A 22,147-nucleotide genomic window follows, 5' to 3' on the forward strand; every position below is an offset into this window, starting at 1 on the left:
TCCAATGAGTTACTTATTTAGGCGCCCGAGAACGGCCTTGATGATTTGCTCGACATTTTCTTCAGTGATATCACCTTGAGAAACTACTGCCTCAGCAATCGCAGCCGTCGTTGCCGTACTGCCAAATCGGTCGTCGCCTGTTGGGTTAGCAGTCACCGCTGACGTTGTCGCTGCAACAGGGTTACGGAAGCGGTTATCATCAAAAATGCTGACTTGCAGTTGATTGCCGGCTGCTGATACTACTGGCTGGGCAGAAGTACAAGACTGGGCAGGCTGCCTTAAATCATCAATAGAACGTACGCCATAACCGACTTTACGGATGTTCAGTAAGTTCATTGGGCCCACGTTATCTGAGCTAGAACCACCACCTACTGCGCCACAACCCAGTGTTAAGGCTGGTGTGATATTGGTTGTTGCCCCGATCCCACCAAGTGCCGCTGGGGTATTGATCAAAATACGATTAACCGGTTTTTCCAGAGAGAATTGACGAATAACATCTTCATTTTGTGTGTGGATAACCAAAGTATGGCCGAGACCTTCATTGGTCAGTAAGTCAACCACACGGTGGCAAGCTGACTGCCAGTCTTCTTCGATATACATCCCTAAAATTGGGCATAATTTTTCGCGGGAGTATGGGTTTTTCGGTGATACGGTGTCTTGCAAAGCAATCAACACACGTGTATTAGCCGGAACAGTGAAACCGGCTCGTTGGCTTAAAGTGATCGCATCTTTACCCACCACTTCTGGGTTGATGGTGCCGTTCGCTCTAAGTAACATTGAAGCCATGCGTTTCGCTTCATCTTCATTCATGAAATAAGCGCCTTGAGCGAGCAGTTCACGATGAACTTCGTTGTAAATGCAGCGTTCTACAATGATGGATTGTTCTGAAGCGCAAATGACACCGTTATCAAAGGTTTTACTGGTGATGATGTCACTCACCGCCTGTTTGATATTGGCACTACGTTCAATAAATGCAGGGCCATTACCTGGGCCGCCACTGATGGTTGGTGTACCGGATGCGTAAGCTGCACGTACCATGCCTTCACCTCCCGTTGCCAAAATTAAAGAAACGTCTTTGCTGTGCATCAGCTCTTTCGTTGCTTCAAGAGTCAGCATCGTGACGCCATCCACAATACCTGCTGGTGCCCCTGCTTCTAATGCCGCTTTTTTGACAATCTCTAATGTACGAAAACTGCAGGCTTTAGCATTTGGATGAGGGGAAAAGACAATGGCATTACCCGCCTTTAAGGCAATCAACGTTTTATAGATGATGGTAGATGTTGGGTTGGTAGAAGGTACTAACGCCGTGATCACACCAAGAGGGACACCCACATCCATAACTTTGTTGATTTTGTCATCATTAATGATGCCAACGGTTTTGAGATCTTTAATGTGTTCATAAACACGCATTGAAGCGAAAGTGTTCTTCAGGACTTTATCTTGCCACTTACCGAACCCTGTTTCTTCATTGGCCATTTTTGCCAGCTCTTCTGCATGAAGTGCGGACTCAATCGCGATGTGCTTAACAATATTATCGATTTTTTCCTGCGAAAATGTCGCAAACTCTTTCTGCGCTTGTTTCGCGTTTCTAACTAGCTCTCTTGCCAGTTGTCTGGATTGCAGATCTTTGTCTAATGCAACCATGTCTTCCCCCGTATCGGAGCCAAAATTAATTCATTAACTTGTCGTGTTATTGGCTTATCAGCCAATCAGTTAGGCTTTGTGTTGTTGTGCAATTTTGCCAATATCGTTGTGTGGTCTCGCAATCACACGTGAAGTCACCACTGTCCCGATACGTTTTGCAGCCTCAACCCCTGATTCAACCGCGGCATTAACGGCACCGACATCGCCTTTAACCATTGCTGTTACCAGCCCTGAGCCGACATTTTCATAACCGATTAACTCGACATTTGCGGCTTTACACATGGCATCAGCAGCTTCAATACAAGCCACTAATCCTTTAGTTTCAATTAGACCAAGCGCTTCTTTCATAAGTAATTTCCTGTTTTATTCCGTGACTTTATACTGGGCAACGATTTTCTGAATATCACTATGAGGACGAGCGATAACCAGTGATGTCACGACGGTACCAACGCGAGAGGCAGACTCAACACCTGAATCCACAGCAGCTTTCACCGCACCTACATCGCCTTTGACCATGGCGGTAACTAAACCTGACCCAACATTTTCATAACCAATCAGCACAACATTTGCGGCTTTACACATCGAGTCTGCAGCTTCGATACACGCCACTAACCCTTGAGTTTCAATAAGACCTAATGCGTCACCCATGTTTTTTCCTCCGGAAAAAGTTATGCCTTATGCTTAATAACGATTTTGTTTATATCGTTGTGTGGACGCGCAATGACGAGTGAAGTCACCACTTCACCAACGCGCTGTGCTGATTCAACACCTGAATCAACAGCCGCTTTGACTGCACCCACATCGCCTTTAACCATTGCGGTAACGAGGCCTGAACCGACATTTTCGTAACCAATTAGCTCAACATTTGCCGCTTTGCACATGGCATCAGCCGCTTCGATACAAGCCACCAGACCTTTGGTTTCAATAAGACCTAATGCATCACCCATTGTTGTTTCCTCCGAGAAGCCTTCTTTGTTTTTCTTTACCTTCGATATTCCAAGCTAATGTGTCCGAGTACATATCCCTTGAAGTATCTGGGTAATCATTTACGCCAATGGTGTCTGCGCGGTGATCTATTGAACGCAACCTTTGGCTTCAAACCCACTATAGAACCGAAAAATAAAAACAAAATATAAATCCACAAAACATAGATATTTAGTATTTTAATCTAAAAATTAGAGTGAATTATTAGACCATTTACATATCCATGCTAAAAAAATCAAAAATTCACGTATCTGTATTGCTGATAAAAAAGGGCTAAACACCGATTTAGCGTTAGCCAAATAGATTGTTAACAAAATATTATTGGGCTGATAAAGGGGGGTAATTTATGAAATGATAACTGTGGGTTTGCTCACTCGGTTATAAGCTTTGCCTACTATCTGGTGTCCACGAATTAAATTCTATACAAGAGGTAAATCAGCAATCATGATGGCAACTCACAGTGAGTTTATGAATACGAACATTTGTGAATACGATAAAAAGAAAATAAGAGGAAGGGATATTGCCAGTTAACGATGAAGTGAACGGCTTCACCACAAAGCTTATTTTAATGAGAGTGAATTAGTCAAATTTACTGCCGGGCTTTAATGTACAGATGTAAAGAGGGGAATTAATTGAACTAAGTAATAAGGCTTTATCATTGAGCTTTTGGGCATTAAGAAATAGGCCATCATGGCTATCTGACATTTCTCTCATAAAGTAATCAAATATCACATTTGGTGATTCATCAATAGAAGAAGCACTCGCTTCCCACTGGCTAATATTATAGTGACGCTCTGTTGGGGAAACTCGTTTTGTTGTGTAACTAAATTTCACATAGCGCTGTAAATACAACCAACCCGCTTTAGAATCGGTATAGCCCTCAACAACAATGGCTCCTTTACCATTTGCACCAAAATTGAAATGAATATTGCCATTAACGTTTTCATCCTGCATATTTTCAAAACGCATAATACCTTTTGTCGAGCACACTAATAAGCCATCTTGTTTACTGGAAAATAAAACCGATTGAGTGTAAATCACCACAATAATAAATAGTAAAAAGCTCAGTAAGCATAATACTTTTCCTGATATCTTCATGATGGTTTCCAAGAATAGTAAAAGTAATTATCGCAATAGCTAAATGGGTTATCTTCATTGACTGCACAATGTGCAAGAAATACTCGTCCCAATCCGTTAGTTTGCAATTTGTCCCCATAGAAAAAAACAAACCGCTCTTTCTCAACACATTCTAGGTTTAAGTTATTTCTAACCTTATCAAAATTTTGTACATAGTTTAGTGCTACGGTGTTATTGATCATTTTTTCATTCGATAGTACATCACATTTAGTGTGCTCAAGTACCGTCATGTTTATCGGCACTGACGGTTGGTTTGATAAATAAGCCATCGTCGCGAGTAAAACAGAACACAATAAAAAAGCACCGCTAGCGAGATACCAACAAATTTCTTTTTTTTCTGGCGTCAATGTTGATTCTATTTTCTTGGGGTCTGTAGATTCAGCTATAGGTTTAGGAATTGGAGATAAAACAACCGCTGCCGCTTCTATTTCACTTAAGCTAGTTATTAATTCAGTTTGAGGAATTTTAATATCATCAATTAATTCAAGGGAAATATCGGAATTAAATTCTAATCGCCCACGAGCAACTGTTACAATAATATTTTCAATACCATATGGCCGAAATGCTTTTCTTAATATACTTAGGTATTGGTTTAAATTACTGTTCGATGAAACTAATCCATTATCATCCCATACTGCTTTTAATACCTCATCTCGAGAAACGACACCTCTGTGTTGAATAAAGTAAAACAATAATGCATTGGCAGTTATCGACAGCTGCGTATCCACCTCATCTTCTTTTAAAGATAAAGTGCCATCAACTGCATCATATAGAATGAAAGCATTGATTTTATATTTCACTGTCGCCTCATGTGCTTATTTTATGAATAAAATTGCACTACTGTTATTATTGCTATTTTTACTTATGCGCTATTTTTACTTATGGAATTTGTTCAAATGATATTGCCGTTAGCCGACTAACAATCGCATCGCGTTCTTGCTGTGATAATGTTTCTCCCTCAGTCAATGACGAAAGCCATAACCCATCCGCTGCATAACGTACTAACGCCCCTAAATAACTGTTATCAAACTCATCGCCCTTCGCCAAATGATTGGTTACCCAATCTCGCCAGCACTGACGTAATACGGGCTCAGTTGGTATCGCTAAGGACAGTAAGGCAAGTTGAAAACTTTCATCAGACGCTTTTAACTCACCAATATAGTGCAAATACGCACGAGAAAACCGTCCATAAGCATTTTTGTCATTCTCCATAATGATACTTATCCGCTCATCCATAATTTCTAGCAATTGAAGGAAAAGGGCATGAATAAGCTCTTGTTTGGAGGGGAAATGGTGCATCAACCCACCTTTACTCACACCCGCTTCCCTTGCTACCGCATTGAGAGATAGTGAAGAAATGCCTTCTCTGCCTGCAATAATGCGAGCAGCTTTCAGTAGCTCCACTTGAAGCTTGATTGGGTCTTTTTTTCTATGCTGTGCGGATTTATTCATGCGATGAATAATACCGACCAGTCGGTATGTTTCATTTTGACTAAAATCAAGTAACCCTGATTTGTTCATGGGTAAATCTAAATAGTGGAAGAGGACTCACAATATCGAATTATGAGTAGTTGTAAACCCATAGTTAATTTAAAAATATCAAATTTTTTTGATACTCATTGACTTAATTAATTTAACTTAGTTTTGCACACATTTAGATTATGATGTTTAATGATAATAACGAAACAGAATTCTGAAGAAGTAATATCGGTTTGCAATATTCCTAATTAACTATCCGTGAAAGAGGTTTTATCATGTCAAATCAATACAATATTGGCGTTATTGTTGGTAGCTTACGTGCTGATTCTTACAATTTAGTTGTCGCTAAAGCCATAACTAAATTATTCCCCGCGAATTTCACGTTTAACTTTATCAATATTGATGAACTACCTCTCTACAACCAGGATGCAGACCAAAATGTGCCCTCTGTTGTGGCTAATTTTAAATCTCAAATTAAAGCCTGTGATGGCATTATTTTCGCCACCCCTGAATATAACCGTTCGATGCCTGGTGTATTGAAAAATGCGATAGACCAAGGTTCTCGTCCATGGGGCGATAACTCATGGGATGGTATTCCTGCGGGGGTTTTAGGTGTTTCTATTGGTAATATCAGCACAGCTATTGCCCAGCAACACTTACGCAACAGCCTAACATTTTTAAATATGCCAACCATGAACCAGCCTGAGTGTTTCCTAAAATGGTATGACGGTATGGTGGATGAACAAGGTAACATCTCACCGAAAAGTAAAGATTTCCTACAACCTTGGGTAGATACCTTTGTGAAATTTGTTGGCCATAATGCCAAACGTTAGCCATTAAAAAAGCATCACGATTGTGATGCTTTCAGACTGCTGACAAACATATTATGTTTGGCGGCAAGTCTAATAGGTTTTAAAAATAAATTAGGAAAATCAATTTATTGATTTTCAGCTGATAGCACAAAGCGGGAAAAACCACGCTTTTATCCCGCTTTGTCAACAACCTAAAGGCATCACAATTGTGATGCCTTTATTTAACTTCAAACCCTATTTGGCTTACTACTAAAACAGCAATTAACGCCCTGCTTTTAATTTCTGGAAGTACTCTTCATACAAAATATTGGTATTCCCTACATCGCTTTGCCATTCGCCTTTTTGCAGAACCTCTTCACTTGGGTAAAGTGATGGGTCATTGGCAATTTCAGCAGGTAATAATTTTTTAGCGGCTAAGTTTGGTGTTGGGTAACCAATAGATTCAGCCACTTGAGCCGCAATTTCTGGACGTAATAAGAAATTAATTAGCTTATGAGCCCCTTCCACATTTTTTGCATTGGCCGGAATCGCTAAACTGTCCATCCAAAAAATTCCGCCTTCTTTTGGCCACACAACTTCAATTGGTAAGCCTGCTTGCCGTGCAACGAATGCAGAGCCATTCCATAACATACCGACATCCACTTCACCTTCAATAAATGGCGTCGCTGGGTTGTCAGAGTTAAAGGCTAGAATATTTGGACGTAATTTTTGTAGCTCTTTATACGCCTCTTCAATTTGTTTCGGGTCAGTGGTATTACCTGAATAACCTAACTTGGTGAGTGCGACTTGGAAAACTTCCCGTGCATCATCCATCATCAGCAAGCTATTTTTATACTCAGGTTTCCAAAAATCCGCCCATGAGGTAACAGATTGTGGGTCAACCGCTTCACCGTTAATTCCAATCCCTGTAGCTCCCCAAATATAAGGTACAGAATAGTCATTATTCGGGTCGAATTCTTTATGAATTAAGTTTGGATCAAGGTTTTTAAAATTGGTCAGTTTGCTTTGATCAATTTTTTGTAGCATCCCTTCTTTACTCATTTTGGCAATAAAATAAGTCGAAGGTACCACCAAATCATAAGCCCCTTCTTTATAGGTCTTTAACTTGGTATACATACTTTCGTTTGATTCATAGGTGGAGTAAATCACCTTGATGCCCGTTTCTTTGGTGAATTGCTCTAATAAACCAGGGGGAACATATTCTGTCCAGTTATAGAAATACAGTACGTCTTTGTTATCGTCAGCGGCAGTTGCCGTGCCAATACTTGCAGCCATTAACCCTGCTGCCAGTAGATAGGACCATTTTTTCATTACTGAGTTTCCCTCAACAAAGTGTTTTTCATCCCTATATGCATCAAGTAACCACTTGAATTATTTAGGGTATATATCTTATAGGCTAAATGAAGCCCACCCTCTCGCCGCATGGCATCAAAAAGGCGCTGTTATAGAAAAACCAGCGCCACCAATCATTTATGGTCTCGCTTTTTTCGAGTATTTATCCCGCATCACCCATTGACTTAAACAAACAAGTAGCAAGGACATAATCAACAACACTGTCGCCAAAGCATTTACTTCTGGGGAAACCCCAACTTTTACCATTGAATATATTTTCAGTGGCAAAATTTCATAGCTTGGCCCCGTGACAAATGACGAAACCACCACATCGTCCATCGACAATGTAAAGCTCAGTAACCATCCTGCCACAACCGCGGGTAGCGCTAATGGCAAAATGATTTTTCTTAAAATAGTAAACTCACCCGCACCAAGGTCACGTGCCGCTTCTAGCATTTTTACATCAAAATCCTTTAACCTTGCATACACCGTCACCACCACAAAGGGTAAACAGAATGTGATATGGGAAAAAAGCAATGACCAAAAGCCTAACGAGACCCCAAGGATCATAAATAGAACCAATAACGAAATCGCCATAACGATATCAGGGGACATCATTACCACAAATAACATGCCACCGACGAATGGTTTTCCTCTAAAACGATAGCGAAATAATGCAACGGCCGTTAGTGTACCAATGGCTGTTGCGAAGGTCGCCGACAAAACCGCCATAGTTAATGAATGCCCAGCAGCTTCTAATAAGCTATCGTTATTACTTAGTAGCGTATACCATTTCGTTGAAAACCCTTGCCACTGAATACCAAAACGCGACTCATTAAAGGAATTAACAATCAAAATGATGATTGGAATATAAAGATAAGCGTAGATGATAGCCATAAAGCCACCACGCAGAGTACGTCCGATCATTCTTCATATGCCTTTTTATTCAGAAGTTTAGCTGCTCGGTAATACACATACAGCAATAAACCCATCATCGCCGTGAGGAAAATGCTAGTTGCTGCCCCGAATGGCCAATCACGAATATTTAAGAACTGGCTCTTAATCACGTTACCAATCAGTAGATTTTTCGCCCCCCCCATTAAGTCCGCCACATAGAACAGCCCCATTGCAGGTAATAAGACCAGCAAGCAGCCTGCAATAATTCCTGGCATCGTTAAAGGAATGATGATTTTCACAAACCGTTGAAATTTATTTGCACCGAGATCCTTTGCGGCTTCTATATATGACTTATCCAACTTTTCAATACTTGAATACAGTGGCATCACCATAAACGGCAACAATATATAGATTAGGCCTAATATGACGGCCTCAGGTGTATACATAATTTTCAATGGCTTATCAATAATACCAACCCACAGTAAAAAGTCATTTAAGTACCCTTTGGTACTAAGAAAAACTTTTAACCCATAAATACGAATCAATGAATTGGTCCAAAATGGCACAATTAATAAAAACAGCATCAAAGGTTGTATTCGTTTAGGTAACCTTGCCAATATAAAGGCAAATGGGTAGCCGATAACCAAACAGAAAAAGGTTGCTATCACCGCCATATTGAGCGAGTGCAACATGACCTCTGCATACATCGGGTCAGACAAGCGAACGTAGTTATCCCATGTGAAAACTAAGTCAACTAAGTTGGTATCACTGCGCGTCAAAAAACTAGTGCCAATAATCATAATATTAGGCAAAAAGACGAACAGCAGCAGCCAGGCGACCACCCCGGTGATAATAACGTTCTGCAAAACTTTATGCTTACGAATGATCATCCAGAACTACCTCCCAACTTTCAACCCAAGTTACAGCAACTTTTTGGTTAAGGGAGTGGTCGACATCGGGGTCATCTTCATTGAAGAATTCGCTTACCATGACAATTTTGCCATCTTCCATTTCAACCACTGAGTCTAACGTCATGCCTTTATAGTTACGCTCACGAACGTAGCCAATCAGCCCCGGATAGTTATCTGCATCATTCACCTCTTCAACACGTAAGTCTTCAGGACGTAATAACACACTAACGTGCTGCCCTTCTTTGACAGAAAGCTCGGTGAAAATATCGCATTCGTGACCTTCAACATTGGCACGAATACGTTTATCATCAATGCGATACAATACTTTCGCATCAAAAATATTAATTTCACCAATAAATTGAGCAACAAATAGGTTTTTCGGCTCCTCATAGATTTCACGAGGTGTGCCATCTTGCTCAATTTTCCCTTCACGCATCACAATGATTCGGTCAGACATGGCTAAGGCTTCTTCTTGATCATGGGTCACAAAAATAAACGTAATCCCCAGTTTTCGTTGAAGCGCTTTTAGCTCATTTTGCATTTGTTTGCGCAGTTTGTAATCAAGCGCAGATAATGATTCATCCAGTAGTAGGACTTTCGGGCGATTGACTACTGCACGGGCTATTGCCACACGCTGTTGTTGACCACCAGACAGTTGGTTGGGTCTACGCTCAGCAAAATCTTCTAGCTGCACCATACGTAAGGCTTGATCGACACGTTTTTGGATTTCAGCCGCAGGCGTTTTTTGCATGCGTAGGCCAAATGCCACGTTGTCGAAGACTGTCATATGAGGAAATAAAGCGTAGCTTTGGAATACGGTATTTACAAAGCGGTTTTCCGCTGGAATATCCGTAATATCTTGACCATCAAGAATAATTTGACCATCATCGACATCTTCCAGCCCAGCAATAAGACGCAAAACCGTCGTTTTACCGCAACCGGAAGGCCCCAGAATGGTCAAAAACTCACCGTTCCGAATGGTTAAGTCAAGCTCAGAAATAATTTGTTTGCCATCAAAACCTTTACTTAAAGATTTTAATTCAATGAGTGGTGTCAGAGAGGTTGTCTCAGTCATTTATTATACACTCTATCCCTAGGAATAATGCAGATAGAACCGCCACCGTTAAAGACTGTATAAGCTTGTCGGAGGTTTACTCTGTCAACTTAAGTAACATGAGTAAATAATTTTCCCCAGCAAAGCCCAAAACCAGCAGCGCCATTTAAACTTCATAAGGCATGCATGATAAACACTGTTTTTACAAATTGAAAGCCATTTTCGCAACTTCGTTTGTCTTTCATTATGAATTCTCAATAAATAAAACAGATTCTTGAGAAAAATAAGCCACATAGCGATATTTAGAATCAGTTTGCCTATATCTATAGATTTGTATGATACATTAAAGAGTGAAACTAAAGTCAAATCCAATAGAATTCATAGAGTTAAAATGATTCATAATAAAAATAATAATAATCATGGAATTAATAATTTTTATTATTTTAATAATTTTTAAATTCATATATTGAATATATAAACTTTAATATTCTACGCACAAGAAAAATGTAATAACTATTTACCATAATGAAATAGTCAATTTTTGATGCAAATTATATCCAATAGATATATATCGCGATTACACATAAAAAAAACCAATAACTGGTAACATCTATAACAAATAATTAAAGTCGTAGTTAATAATATTATTATGTGATTTAAATCTAACTTTCATTAATCCTTACTTTTTATCTCAATAAATTTAACCAACATCATATTATTCTCTGCATCTCTTTGAATATAATAATCAAATTGATATAATTTCAAACTAAACTGTAACTTTTAGTAACTTATTTTGTATTTTTTGTTTCATTATTACACTTATAAATTTTACTTTGTATCTTTCGAGTTAAATCAATTAAAGAATAAACATAAGCCTACGGGTGATTATTTTTGGAAATTCCACTGAAATTAATATGTGAGTGAGCAAAATGGCCAATAAAGCGTTTTTTTACCAAGAACCTTATCCATTATCTGAGGATAAAACCGAGTATTTCCAAGTCTCTGATAAATATGTTTCTGTAGAACAATTTGCAGGCAAGCAAATTTTAAAGATTGAACCTGAAGCATTAACCCTCCTTGCAGAACACGCAATTTATGAATCCCAGTTTTTTTTAAGGGCTGCGCACCAGAAACAAGTCGCGGCTATCTTACAAGACCCAGAAGCCAGCGAAAACGACAAATATGTGGCACTGCAATTACTTCGCAACGCTGAAATTTCTGCAAAAGGTATTTTGCCAAACTGCCAAGATACCGGCACTGTTGCGGTTGTTGGGAAAAAAGGCCAACAAGTTTGGACAGACTGTGATGACGAAGAGTACCTGTCACGAGGGATTTACAACGTCTTCCAACACGAAAACCTGCGTTTTTCGCAAAATGCACCGCTAGATATGTTTAATGAAGTCAATACAGGTACAAACCTGCCAGCACAGTTTGACATTTTTGCGACTACAGGTGATGAATATCACTTCCTGTTTGTCAATAAAGGCGGCGGTTCTGCAAATAAATCAGCGCTTTACCAAGAAACAAAAGCAACCTTAACACCAGCTAAGTTAAAAAATTTCTTAATTGAAAAAATGAGAAATTTAGGAACAACAGCTTGCCCACCTTATCATATTGCCTTTGTTATCGGTGGTACCTCTGCTGAAACAACACTGAAAACAGCCAAACTTGCCTCTGCAAAATACTACGATAACCTGCCAACCACGGGTAATGAATATGGCCGCGCTTTCCGTGATATTGAGCTAGAAAATGAGTTATTAGAAGCCTCTCGCCATCTTGGCTTTGGCGCCCAATTTGGTGGTAAATATTTTGCTCACGATGTTCGTGTTATTCGTTTACCTCGTCATGGCGCCTCTTGCCCAATCGGTTTAGCCATTTCTTGCTCTGCTGACCGAAACATTAAAGCCAAAATTACCAAAAACGGCTTATGGCTTGAGAAAATGGAGCATAACCCAGCCCAATATATTCCTGAATCTATGCGTCACCAAGCTGAAGGAAAAGTGGTGCATATCGACCTGAACCGCCCGATGAAAGATATTTTGGCTGAGCTAAGTAAACACCCTGTATCGACCCGTGTTTCCCTCAGTGGCCCACTGATCATCGCTCGAGATATTGCGCATACCAAGCTTAAAGAACGTTTAGATAGCGGCGAAGAATTACCACAATACTTTAAAGACCACATGGTCTATTACGCAGGGCCAGCCAAAAAACCGGAAGATATGGTTTCTGGTTCTTTAGGCCCAACAACGGGCAACCGAATGGACCCCTACGTTGACCTGTTCCAATCCCACGGTGGTAGCATGATAATGTTGGCGAAAGGCAACCGAACTCAAGCGGTAACCGATGCATGTAAAAAACATGGCGGTTTCTACTTAGGTAGTATCGGTGGCTCAGCAGCAATACTGGCGCAAGAATATGTGAAAAGCTTAAATTGCCTTGAGTACCCAGAATTAGGCATGGAAGCGATTTGGAAAATGGAAGTTGAAGGGCTGCCGGCATTCATTCTCGTTGATGACAAGGGCAATAACTTCTTTGAGCAAGTCCAAAATGAGACTTGCAGTAAATGTGTTAAATAATATTTGCCACTCTAGCGCAATGGAATGCGCTAACTTTCGTTAGCCTGTATGACTATGTTACATAGCCATACAGTTACACAGTAAAAGAGCAGGCCAAAAACCCGCTCTTTTATTATCATTCACATCAATTCATCACTAACATCAATAGTAGTTAATTCGAACAATGGTTGAGGCGTTAAATCCTCCCGTTTTCACCGTTCCCGCCTTTTTAATAGTTGCACTATAATCACGCGTTACTGATGTACTTCCTTGCGGTAAACTACCGAAAAATTGGAAGTAATTGAATTTTATCTGATTACTTTTATCATCCATAATTGTCAAATTGGTTCCATTTTTCAAATCAATCGCATATTCGCCATTTAATGGATCGGTTGTTTCAAAATTGATATTCATCGAGAAGTTATCAAGACAACCTCTTTTCACTGCTTGAACTTGAAAATCCTTTTTAAATTCTTTTCCTTGATTCAATTCTGTGATCATTAACTGGCCAAAATCAATTTGCTGTGATTCTGGGAAAACTTTAATATCCGCACCACATTTTAAGAAACGGATCCCCCGTAACCCAGATATCGAATAGCGTAAGTTTTTCGCTCCCGGTGTCGTATTGATCCCCCCGCTCCCATCAAATTGGAAAACCGTAAATTGGTTATCACCTTCATAATTCCCAGACGGCGGGACCGTACCTGTTACCTTAATATATAAAGTAAATGTGACAGTCACAGTAACGCTTTGCTTGCCACTAATTGGCGGTGTTCCTAAGCTGACTTTTTGTTTATCACGCTCAAGTTGTTCACCTTGATAGTTAGCACCAAGTAGCAACCCTGTCCCTAATTTTTGTGATGTCGGGTTAAAATACATATGAACAACGTCAACCATATTACCGAGTACGTTATCGCAATAAACAGTGACTGTTAATGGGTCAGATTGCCAAATAACCGTTCCCGCAGGTGTATCTGAAGGAATCGCTAATTGCCCAACAGGTACCGCAGGTTTAATGACGACTCCTGTCCCAGCTTCAACACAATCTAAAGCAAATGTTTTTGGGCTAATAAAAACGAACAGAAATAAAATATAAAAACCATATTTTTGAATAAACGTGTGTATCATGATTTATACACCTTATATGTAAGTAATATTTAAGGTAATTTGCGTTTTAATATTACCCACAGTTAATTCATTTCTTGGCAGATAGCTCTCTAGCATGGAATAAATCGTAATTTGCTGGTTATCATCAAAATAGATGGGATAACTGCGGTATTCTCCATTAGGAACAATATTGCCATCTTTATCCATCAAACGAATGCCATAGCCATTTAGAATGGTTTTACCACCGAATAAATTGCGGTCTGTACTTTCAGTTGGCTCTGAAATAAACATGATCCGGACAACCGGATCTCTATCATCGCGATCACGTTTTGGGAAAATGCAATCATCAAATTTCAATTTGATTTCATGCTTAGGGCTTCTGTCCCCAATTTCATTAAAGTAATTCAGAGATATTGGCCCTAATTCAATATTTTGATCTATCGAGTAAAATGAAATCTTACAAGGCAATGCCACCACATTTCCCGTAAAATTAAGATCACCTCTCATCATGCTACTATCTGCATAAGCTTGGCTGGTGCATAGCGATAGCATAAAAAGACATATTGAAAAGTAGCAATTTCTCATATCTAAAATCCTATTGGCTCTCTTTTGACAACTGGCAGGTTGATGCAGCGCATTGGTAAGTCAACATTTTCATACCACCGTAATCATCCATATACCCGGTATATAACTGATTAAAACTGCTTGATGGCACGGGGACACTTTCTTTAGAAAACGGGGCTATCATGACACTTTCAAAACCAGGAAAGTTTTTCTGGTTGGTATTACTCAGGTAACCAAGAGTCACGTAATATTTAGTTGGATTTTCAATTAATAATTGCCCACCTGTATGTGTATATTTCAGCTCTTTAGCCCATACTTTGTCGCTATTATTTTCGATTTGAGGTGGACGATAAAACATTTTTAGACGACTTTGAATCGCAATCTGGACAACATTTTCCTTATCTGCAACAGGGGGAATTTCGCGCACATTTAAATAGAACAGCGATTCTCTATCTTGTGGAAGAGCGTCAATTCCCTCCGTTTTAATAATTTTTATCTGGTTTTTAGCATTCGGTTCGACACGTTGCATTGGAGGTAAAACGGTAAAAGGTTCAGAAATCTTATTCCCTTTTTCGTCTTCCATCCAAGATTGAGCTAAGTAGGGCATTGTTTTACTTTGGTTGTTAATAACCAAACTCATTGATTTATCTTTGCCTGGAAAAATAATCCGTGTACGGTCGATATTAATCGCAGCAGACGCAACTTGCATGCCGACAAAAACTAATGAAAATCCTAAAGCTACTACAGACTTTTTACTCATACATCATTCCTTTATTGGCAAGGGATCAGGACTTTACCCTGATTTTTTTCGGCAATATTAGGTAAATTCAAACTACATTGGTTTGCGCCAGCGGCCCATTTCACTATGTAGCTTTCTTCTGGAACCACACCCGTTAAATAAGCAACGCCACTATCTGCAATAATTCCGACTTCTCTTCCTGTGCCTACTTCAATCACACTGGTACCAAGCGGTGGATAATTTCCATTATTCAAACGGATAATTGCTAGAATACGTTTTCCTTGGTTCGCTTTTATTCTCTGATAACCAATTGAGCCCTCAGTCAATGTTTTACCAATAATGTTGTCATTGACATCCACATCATCAGGTAATGTATTCATATCAATGTAAACATCTGAATTAGAAAAACTATTTAAACTTGTCGCAACACCAATACCAAATCGGTTCGTGACAGATTCTCCATTATCAATAGAAATTCCTGCGACATTATCACTATCAATCATTACCCGAGGTTCGTTGTTAGTCCCGTTACGGTGCATAGCTGCACCGTATTTCGTTGCTGTCATGGAGCCATACCAACTACCGCCGACAGCGCGATATGAATTCACATTTTCTGTCGCATTAACATTTAACACGCCATAAGGCGATGAATATTGATAACTACCACTGATATTTGGCTCTGCACGCCCAAGTTTGTGCTGGTCACCGCCCACACGCATACTCCAGTAGTTGTTATTCTCATTTGCACTGTAATAACCCACTGACTGGCCAAAGCTATGGTCACTATCTGCATATTGGGCGTCATAACTCACTGAAGCCCCGTTTTCGAGTGGCACGGAGAAAGACAGATAAATTTGGTTATCATCCGTCTCTTCATATTTAATTTTATTAAGAGATAATGTGCCGGAAATATTTTTAATTTGCCCAATACTGAATAACTTACTAAAGCTCATCCCAAAGTTTGTTGTCGATTCGCTATTCCAAAATTGACGATGAGAGGCATTAAAATAAACCGTTAAATCCAATGGGCTAATGTATTGATTAAAAGACGCGGTATAGACGTTTTTGTCACGCCTAAAATCAAGCACACCATTAGCTGCATCAATGTATTGAGGCATTGTTAAGAATTCTTTTTCAGAAAACTTATAGCCTGCAAATGTCACCTGCGAATTGGTAGATTCAAAACGTTTAGAATAATTTAAACGGTAGCTGTTACCTGAATAAGAGCCAAAATTATCTAAATTTGCATGGGTACGAGTAATATCAAGGGAAATAGCACCAAACATATTCATGTTTTGCCCTATTCCCAAGTTCATCGCTTGATAATTGTTATTATCGACCGTGGCAATTAATCCGCCGAAAATTGATGTGTTACCAAATAAACCATAGGAGACTTCCCCGACAATAAATTTAGGATCAATTTTCTGTGAGCGGCCAAATGGGTCAGATTGCCCCATGGTAAATTTATAAAGCAGCTGCCCCTGACGAGTTAAAAACGGCAACGATGCTGCTGTTACTTGATAAGTGGTTTTTGAACCGTCTTCTTCCTCAATAGTTACATCTAAAGTACCTTGTACTGCTTCAGTAATATCTTGAACATTAAATGGCCCGGGAGCGACTTTAACTTGCTTAATCACACGCCCATTCTGTGAAATAATCACCATCGCATTTGTTTTAGCGATACCCGTAACCTGAGGCGCATAACCACGTAGTGAAGGCGGAAGCATCCGATTATCACTAAAAATAGACGCCCCTATAAAGCGAAAACTATCAAATAAATCAGTCTTCAAATAAGACTCACCAAGTAAAACCTTTGCACCCATTTGAGGTAAAGCACGAAAAGCATACAACTGAGTCCAATCAAACCGCTCATTCGTTTTACCTTGAGAACGATTATATTGATATTGATAGTCTGCACGGAAACGCCAAGCGCCTAAGTTAACGCCAGCGGTACCGTTACTACTACCACTGAATGTTTCGCTGTTATTTTTAGGCGCAGAGTAATTGGCAAATAGGTTATAGTCGAGAAATGCCCCCGCAATCCCATTTTCCCATTGGGAAGGTGGAACCCAGTATGGATCATCATATTCAAGCCAAGCTTGAGGAATAGAAAATAAGATATTTTGATTCGCTTTATCAAAGCGATAACTAATATCTAAATTTTTAGATAGTTCAACACACTGGCCATTATTATTTTGCAGAAGCTCTTCCTTTATCTTCTTTTTTAATGCAAAAATATTTACCATCTCTGGTGTAACACAGAGTGTTGAAGTATCTTTACTCTCTTCAATGAACTTAATTAAATACTGCCCTGATAGTTTTCTACCATTTAATGTAATATCCGTTAGATATTCGCCTGCAGGAATAAAGTCAGGGTTTGAAAATTGACTCAAATCAATATTATCTCTGTCCTTAGCATCAATAATATTCATATTAAATTCCACTGCATTTGATATTCCCGAAACGGAAAATGCCAACGCAATCGAAAATAATATTTTATTTATTTTAAACTGAGGCAATAGAGACATGATATTCCCTGTCAAAAAATAAAAGCTAAGAAAGGAAAATAACAGGCAAATATATGCCTGTTATTTTAAATAAAAAATTACAGGTAGTTTAAAGCATAAGTTGCTTGAGAAATGATGCTACCAGTTTCAACTTTACTACCATTTGCTTCAACACGTGCACTGAATGCTAATTTATTTGGACCATCCGCTAATGGCAGCTCAACACTGGTGTCACCAACTTTCATTGTTGCACCATCAGCGTTGATTAAACGAACACCAACACCTTTAGAAGTACCAGTGTTCGCCAGTAATTCTTTAGCTGTAGTATCTGGAGTACCCGTGAAAGTTACTTTAACTTTGCTAACTGCAGGGAAGACAACTACATCGCTAGAATCTTTAACTTCACCTAAATCACAGTTTTCTAACTGGATATTGTATTGAACGCTTTGGCTATATTTGTTACCAGTTTCTAATACTTTATTTGCAACTTGGCCAAGGTCAACGTTAATTGTACCGTCACCTGGGATTGAGCAAGGTGCATTAATAACTTTACCAGTAAAATTGATGATACCACTTCCTTGATCTACAGGTGCTGCGTTTGCAATACCGAATGAAGAAGCGATAATTGTAGCTAATGCAATTTTAGTTAATTTCATTTATATTTTCCTATAAAAAGACGACATACGTACCAATCACCTAATAATCAATAAATTATTAAGTTGATATCTATTTGCTGAGAATTTAATGATAAAAAACATAAAGATTAGGTTTTATTAAGAATAATAAAAACGCTATATCTTTATTAGATTAGATGTTTTATTAATTTAAAACATATTATTTATAATTATCTTATTAATTTCGATTTATAATTAGATTATTCTTAATATTTTAAATTAATTATTTTCTTTATTGATAAAAACATCATCGATAAAAAAACAAATCATTTCAGTTTCTAACGCATTAGCAAGCACGTGCAAATTTTCAATATTGATATTGCACTCACCTCTTTCATAGCGTGAAATTTGTTGCTGACTTACACCAACAAGATTCGCTAATTCAATACCAGAAAGCCCTAAGTGCTTTCTTCTTTTTCTAATCTCTCTACCTACTATCCGATTTACATTTATCATCAACAATAGCCCAAAATAACCTAAAATATTAAATGGCTAAATTATATTACAGATCAAAACCTTTAACATAATGAACAGCACTGCTTATATAACCAAATCAAAATAGAACAAACCAATTAAAACACGAAATTTGAGTTAATTATAGTTTTCAATATATAAAAGTAAAACTGTTTATAACGATCAATCGAATAAATTAAAGCCATTGAAACCTATCAATATTTCATTATTTTAGTTTTAATTATCTTATAGGACAAAAAACACATTATTCTTATTAGTTACTATTTTAATGAAAATGATTAAATATAACATAACAAATTGATTTTAAAGAAAAATAATTTATTACAATTAACAGTGGTAATAAACAAAAATATGGCGAGGATTTAATTTATAATATAACTAAGACATTTATCATAAATTTATTATGGTATTCATTGATTACTAAGTATTTTTATATACTTATTTTTTATATATTAATTTATTTTTTACATTTTTAATGTTTGCTTCAAAAAAACAACTACCAATGGTTTTTTTATTTTTATTATTTATTTTAATTAAATTAACAGAGGTTTTTGCTTACTCGCAATAAGAGTTTAGAATATAAAAAATGGTGATTTTTTTTTAATGGTCACGCTCTACTCATAAGTAAAACAAATTATCCGTAATAAGAGTAATATCAATATTGATAGCCTTCAATAACCCACATATTGAGTAAAAACCAACAGTCCACAACAAAAATAACTCTTAAATAACAATGTGTTATATTTATTTCCAATTGTAACAAATCACAAAAGTATATTGCAAACTTATAGGATAAAAATGAAATATAACAAAAATAAAACATAATAATTATAGCTTCAGGCATAATAAAACGAGTAAAACAAGTGTTTTACCTCGCCTTTCCCCAAGAAAATAGTCAAAACGACAAGAAGGAGGCATGTGAATATTGTATTTTGCTCATATAGCTTAGGTTAAATTTATGCTTTTAATTAGGAGAATAAAGACCACTTGCATGCCTAATTCGCCAAATAAGAGTATTTGTTGAGGAATAATTGACCAGATGCTCTTTAAATAAAGATAGATAATATAAGAGTATCACGCTTAATGTGAGGTTTTATTTTGTATAATATAATGCAAATCCATCTTTTTACGTTAATTTACGTATAAAAAAACTATTTTTAAGTATCCTAAAAGCTTTATTCAATAACTAACCGTTATTGAATAAGAAAATAACTCATTATTTTTTGTCTGAACAACATGGTTTGATCTCCTTAAACCAAGGAGATCAAAATGATGCCAACACAATCACAGCTTCGTGTTGCAACTGTACAGTTCCAACACCGCCCTAGCGACAAACCCTATAATTTAGAACGTATTCATAACTTTATTACTCAAGCTGCACAACAAAAAGTGAAAATACTGGTGTTACCCGAAATGTGTATCACCGGTTATTGGCACGTGCCGAAGCTACCAGATGACGCCGTTTATGCACTGAGTGAAACCTTGCACGATAGTCCGTCATTAGCATTGATCCGCCAGCGTGCGATTGAATTAGACATGATTATTGGTGTTGGATTGATTGAAAAAGGATTAGATGGCAAATGCTACAATACTTGGGTCGCTTGCATGCCAAATGGACAATACCATGCTCACCGTAAATTGCATGCGTTTGAGCACCCAACCATTCATAGTGGAGATAGTTACACGGTATTCGATACGCCATGGGGGGTAAAAGTTGGTATTTTAATTTGTTGGGATAATAACTTAATTGAAAACCCACGCATAAACGCACTACTTGGCGCAGATATTATTCTTGCTCCCCACCAAACCGGTGGAACTCATTCGAGTAGCCCTTATGGAATGAAACCACTCAACCTTAGTCTCTGGGAAAATAAAAAACAGAACCCCCAAGCACTATTGGAGGCATGCCAAGGTGAAAATGGGCGAGGATGGCTAATGCGCTGGTTACCTTCAAGAGCTCACGATAATGGCGTTTTTTATCTGTTTAGTAATGGCGTTGGCCTAGATGATGATGAAATTCGCACAGGTAATGCAATGGTGATAGACCCCTATGGCCGAATTATCAAAGAGAGTTTATTGGTTGAGGATGATGTGGTCATTGCAGATCTTGACCTTAGTTTGCTTCCTACCTCGAATGGGCGGCGTTGGCTTACAGGTAGAAGACCTGAATTATACCGCATTATGACTGAAACTCTGGGCTATGAAACCGATATTCGTAGTGTTCGCTTTGCGGAGCAGAATTCCCCTTATCATAAAGAAAAGCCATAATAGCTAAAGTCAATGACACGCCATAGCATTCATAATACAAATACTATGGCGTCTTCTACTATTAGGAACTGGCTAACCATCATGGATACTCGACTACTCCGCGCATTTATCATTCTTGCAGAAACAAAAAATTATCGCGAAGCTTCGTCACGTTTATATATTAGCCAGCCAGCCTTAACGAAACAAATTCAATTACTTGAAAAACAATTAGAGATGACTCTGTTTGAGCGTGGACGTCATGGCGCTGTATTGACTCCACACGGTAAAATACTATTTCCTTATGCACAGCAAGTGCTTACTCACACAACTGAGCTTTTACGTCAATCCGCAATACTTCGAGAACAACCCCCTGTAAAACTAACTGTCGGATTTGGCATATCAACATTTCACGAAGCATCCTTTTTTGTTGCACGGCTGCGTGAAAAACTCCCTGAGATTCCGATTCAGCTGGATGACATGCCTTCTCACGAAATGGAGAAACAGCTACAAACTCATGAATTGCATATTGCTTTTACTCGCCAATTTGCATTTAAAAACACAGATAGCTTAGTGAGCAAAGCATTAAAATTTGAAGTACTTGCTTTAGCCGTCGCACAAAAATCGGCGTCTCGATTATCAGTTAAGGAATATCTAACTCATTTTCCTTTATTATTGTTACGCGCAGAACGTGGCTCAAAGCTTCGCCAACAAATTCAGCGCTACCTAAAATATGAAAGCTTATTAATTACGCCTTCTCAGGAAGCAAATGATATTCAAACATTAATTGCCCTCGTCGCCGCTGAGGTTGGTGTAAGCCTCTTGCCCTATAGTGCAAAGAATATTAGCTCAAAAGACACTCGCTTTATTCCGATTCAACATTGTGAACATGCCCAATGGCGGATTGATGTGGTATGGCAGGCTTCATTACCTAAATTATGGCAAAACACCATCCATGATTTAATTGATGAAGTTTATGGAGCATTCTCAAGAGAGAGTGAATCAGAATAACTCCGTAATTCCTATATATTAA

General features: G+C 38.3%; 22 protein-coding genes. 4 read left to right on the forward strand and 18 right to left on the reverse strand.

The features are described 5' to 3' along the window. Positions 1-9: 9 nt before the first annotated feature. The 8 genes from PSF09_RS04490 to PSF09_RS04525 all read right to left on the reverse strand — a co-directional run bounded on the left by PSF09_RS04490 (position 10) and on the right by PSF09_RS04525 (position 5,217). Positions 10-1,644 (reverse strand): acetaldehyde dehydrogenase (acetylating), encoded by a 1,635-nt coding sequence (locus tag PSF09_RS04490; RefSeq protein WP_272683541.1) that lies wholly within the window; start codon positions 1,642-1,644, stop codon positions 10-12. A 69-nt stretch (positions 1,645-1,713) separates the two neighbouring features. Next, entirely contained in the window at positions 1,714-1,992 is a 279-nt protein-coding gene (locus PSF09_RS04495; protein WP_004259063.1) for a BMC domain-containing protein, read from the reverse strand. Positions 1,993-2,007: 15 nt separating this feature from the next. Beyond that, positions 2,008-2,292, reverse strand: coding sequence for a BMC domain-containing protein (locus PSF09_RS04500; RefSeq protein ID WP_042845468.1), 285 nt, complete (start codon positions 2,290-2,292; stop codon positions 2,008-2,010). 20 nt (positions 2,293-2,312) lie between these two features. Further along, entirely contained in the window at positions 2,313-2,591 is a 279-nt protein-coding gene (locus PSF09_RS04505; protein WP_004249182.1) for a BMC domain-containing protein, read from the reverse strand. Further along, positions 2,584-2,730, reverse strand: coding sequence for a hypothetical protein (locus tag PSF09_RS04510; protein ID WP_210839002.1), 147 nt, complete (start codon positions 2,728-2,730; stop codon positions 2,584-2,586). Before PSF09_RS04510 ends, PSF09_RS04505 begins: the two co-directional genes overlap by 8 nt. Positions 2,731-3,207: 477 nt before the next feature. Then, positions 3,208-3,726 carry a FidL-like protein gene (locus tag PSF09_RS04515; RefSeq protein ID WP_272664408.1) on the reverse strand — a complete coding sequence of 173 codons (519 nt, stop codon included), beginning with the start codon at positions 3,724-3,726 and terminating at the stop codon, positions 3,208-3,210. After that, a complete protein-coding gene (locus PSF09_RS04520) occupies positions 3,723-4,565 on the reverse strand; it encodes a transcriptional regulator (protein ID WP_272664409.1) in 843 nt (280 codons plus the stop codon). Before PSF09_RS04520 ends, PSF09_RS04515 begins: the two co-directional genes overlap by 4 nt. Before the next feature lie 79 nt (positions 4,566-4,644). Next, complete coding sequence (locus tag PSF09_RS04525; protein ID WP_272683609.1) at positions 4,645-5,217, reverse strand: TetR/AcrR family transcriptional regulator; 573 nt, start codon at positions 5,215-5,217, stop codon at positions 4,645-4,647. A 302-nt stretch (positions 5,218-5,519) separates the two neighbouring features. On the opposite strand from PSF09_RS04525, the gene PSF09_RS04530 reads away from it, so the two are divergent. Further along, a complete protein-coding gene (locus PSF09_RS04530) occupies positions 5,520-6,077 on the forward strand; it encodes an NADPH-dependent FMN reductase (RefSeq protein ID WP_272664410.1) in 558 nt (185 codons plus the stop codon). 240 nt (positions 6,078-6,317) lie between these two features. On the opposite strand, the gene potD is transcribed toward PSF09_RS04530, so the two are convergent. From potD to potA, 4 genes are all read right to left on the reverse strand, one after another. Next, positions 6,318-7,367, reverse strand: a complete 1,050-nt coding sequence (gene potD, locus PSF09_RS04535; protein WP_109912650.1) for a spermidine/putrescine ABC transporter substrate-binding protein PotD — start codon at positions 7,365-7,367, stop codon at positions 6,318-6,320. A gap of 159 nt (positions 7,368-7,526) precedes the next feature. Beyond that, positions 7,527-8,315, reverse strand: a complete 789-nt coding sequence (gene potC / locus PSF09_RS04540; protein WP_272664411.1) for a spermidine/putrescine ABC transporter permease PotC — start codon at positions 8,313-8,315, stop codon at positions 7,527-7,529. Next, a complete protein-coding gene (gene potB / locus PSF09_RS04545; RefSeq protein ID WP_272664412.1) occupies positions 8,312-9,175 on the reverse strand; it encodes a spermidine/putrescine ABC transporter permease PotB in 864 nt (287 codons plus the stop codon). Before potB ends, potC begins: the two co-directional genes overlap by 4 nt. Beyond that, positions 9,162-10,271: a spermidine/putrescine ABC transporter ATP-binding protein PotA gene (gene potA, locus PSF09_RS04550; protein WP_272664413.1), complete on the reverse strand. Its 1,110-nt coding sequence runs from the start codon at positions 10,269-10,271 to the stop codon at positions 9,162-9,164. The genes potB and potA overlap by 14 nt, the downstream gene beginning before the upstream one ends. Positions 10,272-11,179: 908 nt before the next feature. Between potA and PSF09_RS04555 the strand changes: the two genes are divergently transcribed. After that, on the forward strand, positions 11,180-12,826 hold the full coding sequence (locus PSF09_RS04555; RefSeq protein ID WP_272683542.1) for a fumarate hydratase: 1,647 nt from the start codon (positions 11,180-11,182) through the stop codon (positions 12,824-12,826). 141 nt (positions 12,827-12,967) lie between these two features. Here PSF09_RS04555 and PSF09_RS04560 read toward each other — a convergent pair whose 3' ends face one another. From PSF09_RS04560 to PSF09_RS04585, 6 genes are all read right to left on the reverse strand, one after another. Next, complete coding sequence (locus PSF09_RS04560; protein WP_004907939.1) at positions 12,968-13,933, reverse strand: fimbrial protein; 966 nt, start codon at positions 13,931-13,933, stop codon at positions 12,968-12,970. 12 nt (positions 13,934-13,945) lie between these two features. Continuing rightward, entirely contained in the window at positions 13,946-14,497 is a 552-nt protein-coding gene (locus PSF09_RS04565; protein WP_042851502.1) for a fimbrial protein, read from the reverse strand. 10 nt (positions 14,498-14,507) lie between these two features. Further along, a complete protein-coding gene (locus PSF09_RS04570; RefSeq protein WP_272664416.1) occupies positions 14,508-15,236 on the reverse strand; it encodes a fimbrial biogenesis chaperone in 729 nt (242 codons plus the stop codon). A gap of 11 nt (positions 15,237-15,247) precedes the next feature. Continuing rightward, a complete protein-coding gene (locus PSF09_RS04575; RefSeq protein ID WP_272664417.1) occupies positions 15,248-17,743 on the reverse strand; it encodes a fimbria/pilus outer membrane usher protein in 2,496 nt (831 codons plus the stop codon). 77 nt (positions 17,744-17,820) lie between these two features. Next, positions 17,821-18,378 (reverse strand): fimbrial protein, encoded by a 558-nt coding sequence (locus PSF09_RS04580; protein WP_004907930.1) that lies wholly within the window; start codon positions 18,376-18,378, stop codon positions 17,821-17,823. Between the two features lie 237 nt (positions 18,379-18,615). After that, on the reverse strand, positions 18,616-18,852 hold the full coding sequence (locus PSF09_RS04585) for a helix-turn-helix domain-containing protein (protein ID WP_004907928.1): 237 nt from the start codon (positions 18,850-18,852) through the stop codon (positions 18,616-18,618). Positions 18,853-20,142: 1,290 nt separating this feature from the next. Between PSF09_RS04585 and PSF09_RS04590 the strand changes: the two genes are divergently transcribed. Both PSF09_RS04590 and PSF09_RS04595 read left to right on the forward strand, forming a co-directional pair. Beyond that, positions 20,143-21,138: a nitrilase family protein gene (locus tag PSF09_RS04590; RefSeq protein ID WP_272683610.1), complete on the forward strand. Its 996-nt coding sequence runs from the start codon at positions 20,143-20,145 to the stop codon at positions 21,136-21,138. An 81-nt stretch (positions 21,139-21,219) separates the two neighbouring features. Continuing rightward, positions 21,220-22,125, forward strand: coding sequence for a LysR family transcriptional regulator (locus PSF09_RS04595; RefSeq protein WP_272683543.1), 906 nt, complete (start codon positions 21,220-21,222; stop codon positions 22,123-22,125). The last annotated feature ends 22 nt before the right edge of the window (positions 22,126-22,147 follow it).

It is taken from the genome of Providencia sp. PROV141 (assembly GCF_028481645.1).
Taxonomy (GTDB): Bacteria; Pseudomonadota; Gammaproteobacteria; order Enterobacterales; family Enterobacteriaceae; genus Providencia; species Providencia rettgeri.

Excerpts from the sequence above, each read along its gene's own strand:
- PSF09_RS04530 (WP_272664410.1), top strand. The coding sequence starts at position 5,520 with ATGTCAAATCAATACAATATTGGCGTTATTGTTGGTAGCTTACGTGCT.
- potC (WP_272664411.1), bottom strand. The coding sequence starts at position 8,315 with ATGATCGGACGTACTCTGCGTGGTGGCTTTATGGCTATCATCTACGCT.
- PSF09_RS04490 (WP_272683541.1), bottom strand. The coding sequence starts at position 1,644 with ATGGTTGCATTAGACAAAGATCTGCAATCCAGACAACTGGCAAGAGAG.
- potD (WP_109912650.1), bottom strand. The coding sequence starts at position 7,367 with ATGAAAAAATGGTCCTATCTACTGGCAGCAGGGTTAATGGCTGCAAGT.
- PSF09_RS04495 (WP_004259063.1), bottom strand. The coding sequence starts at position 1,992 with ATGAAAGAAGCGCTTGGTCTAATTGAAACTAAAGGATTAGTGGCTTGT.
- potB (WP_272664412.1), bottom strand. The coding sequence starts at position 9,175 with ATGATCATTCGTAAGCATAAAGTTTTGCAGAACGTTATTATCACCGGG.
- potA (WP_272664413.1), bottom strand. The coding sequence starts at position 10,271 with ATGACTGAGACAACCTCTCTGACACCACTCATTGAATTAAAATCTTTA.
- PSF09_RS04590 (WP_272683610.1), top strand. The coding sequence starts at position 20,143 with ATGCCAACACAATCACAGCTTCGTGTTGCAACTGTACAGTTCCAACAC.
- PSF09_RS04500 (WP_042845468.1), bottom strand. The coding sequence starts at position 2,292 with ATGGGTGACGCATTAGGTCTTATTGAAACTCAAGGGTTAGTGGCGTGT.
- PSF09_RS04525 (WP_272683609.1), bottom strand. The coding sequence starts at position 5,217 with ATGAATAAATCCGCACAGCATAGAAAAAAAGACCCAATCAAGCTTCAA.
- PSF09_RS04560 (WP_004907939.1), bottom strand. The coding sequence starts at position 13,933 with ATGATACACACGTTTATTCAAAAATATGGTTTTTATATTTTATTTCTG.
- PSF09_RS04585 (WP_004907928.1), bottom strand. The coding sequence starts at position 18,852 with ATGATAAATGTAAATCGGATAGTAGGTAGAGAGATTAGAAAAAGAAGA.
- PSF09_RS04505 (WP_004249182.1), bottom strand. The coding sequence starts at position 2,591 with ATGGGTGATGCATTAGGTCTTATTGAAACCAAAGGTCTGGTGGCTTGT.
- PSF09_RS04570 (WP_272664416.1), bottom strand. The coding sequence starts at position 15,236 with ATGAGTAAAAAGTCTGTAGTAGCTTTAGGATTTTCATTAGTTTTTGTC.
- PSF09_RS04565 (WP_042851502.1), bottom strand. The coding sequence starts at position 14,497 with ATGAGAAATTGCTACTTTTCAATATGTCTTTTTATGCTATCGCTATGC.
- PSF09_RS04580 (WP_004907930.1), bottom strand. The coding sequence starts at position 18,378 with ATGAAATTAACTAAAATTGCATTAGCTACAATTATCGCTTCTTCATTC.
- PSF09_RS04555 (WP_272683542.1), top strand. The coding sequence starts at position 11,180 with ATGGCCAATAAAGCGTTTTTTTACCAAGAACCTTATCCATTATCTGAG.
- PSF09_RS04515 (WP_272664408.1), bottom strand. The coding sequence starts at position 3,726 with ATGAAGATATCAGGAAAAGTATTATGCTTACTGAGCTTTTTACTATTT.
- PSF09_RS04595 (WP_272683543.1), top strand. The coding sequence starts at position 21,220 with ATGGATACTCGACTACTCCGCGCATTTATCATTCTTGCAGAAACAAAA.
- PSF09_RS04575 (WP_272664417.1), bottom strand. The coding sequence starts at position 17,743 with ATGTCTCTATTGCCTCAGTTTAAAATAAATAAAATATTATTTTCGATT.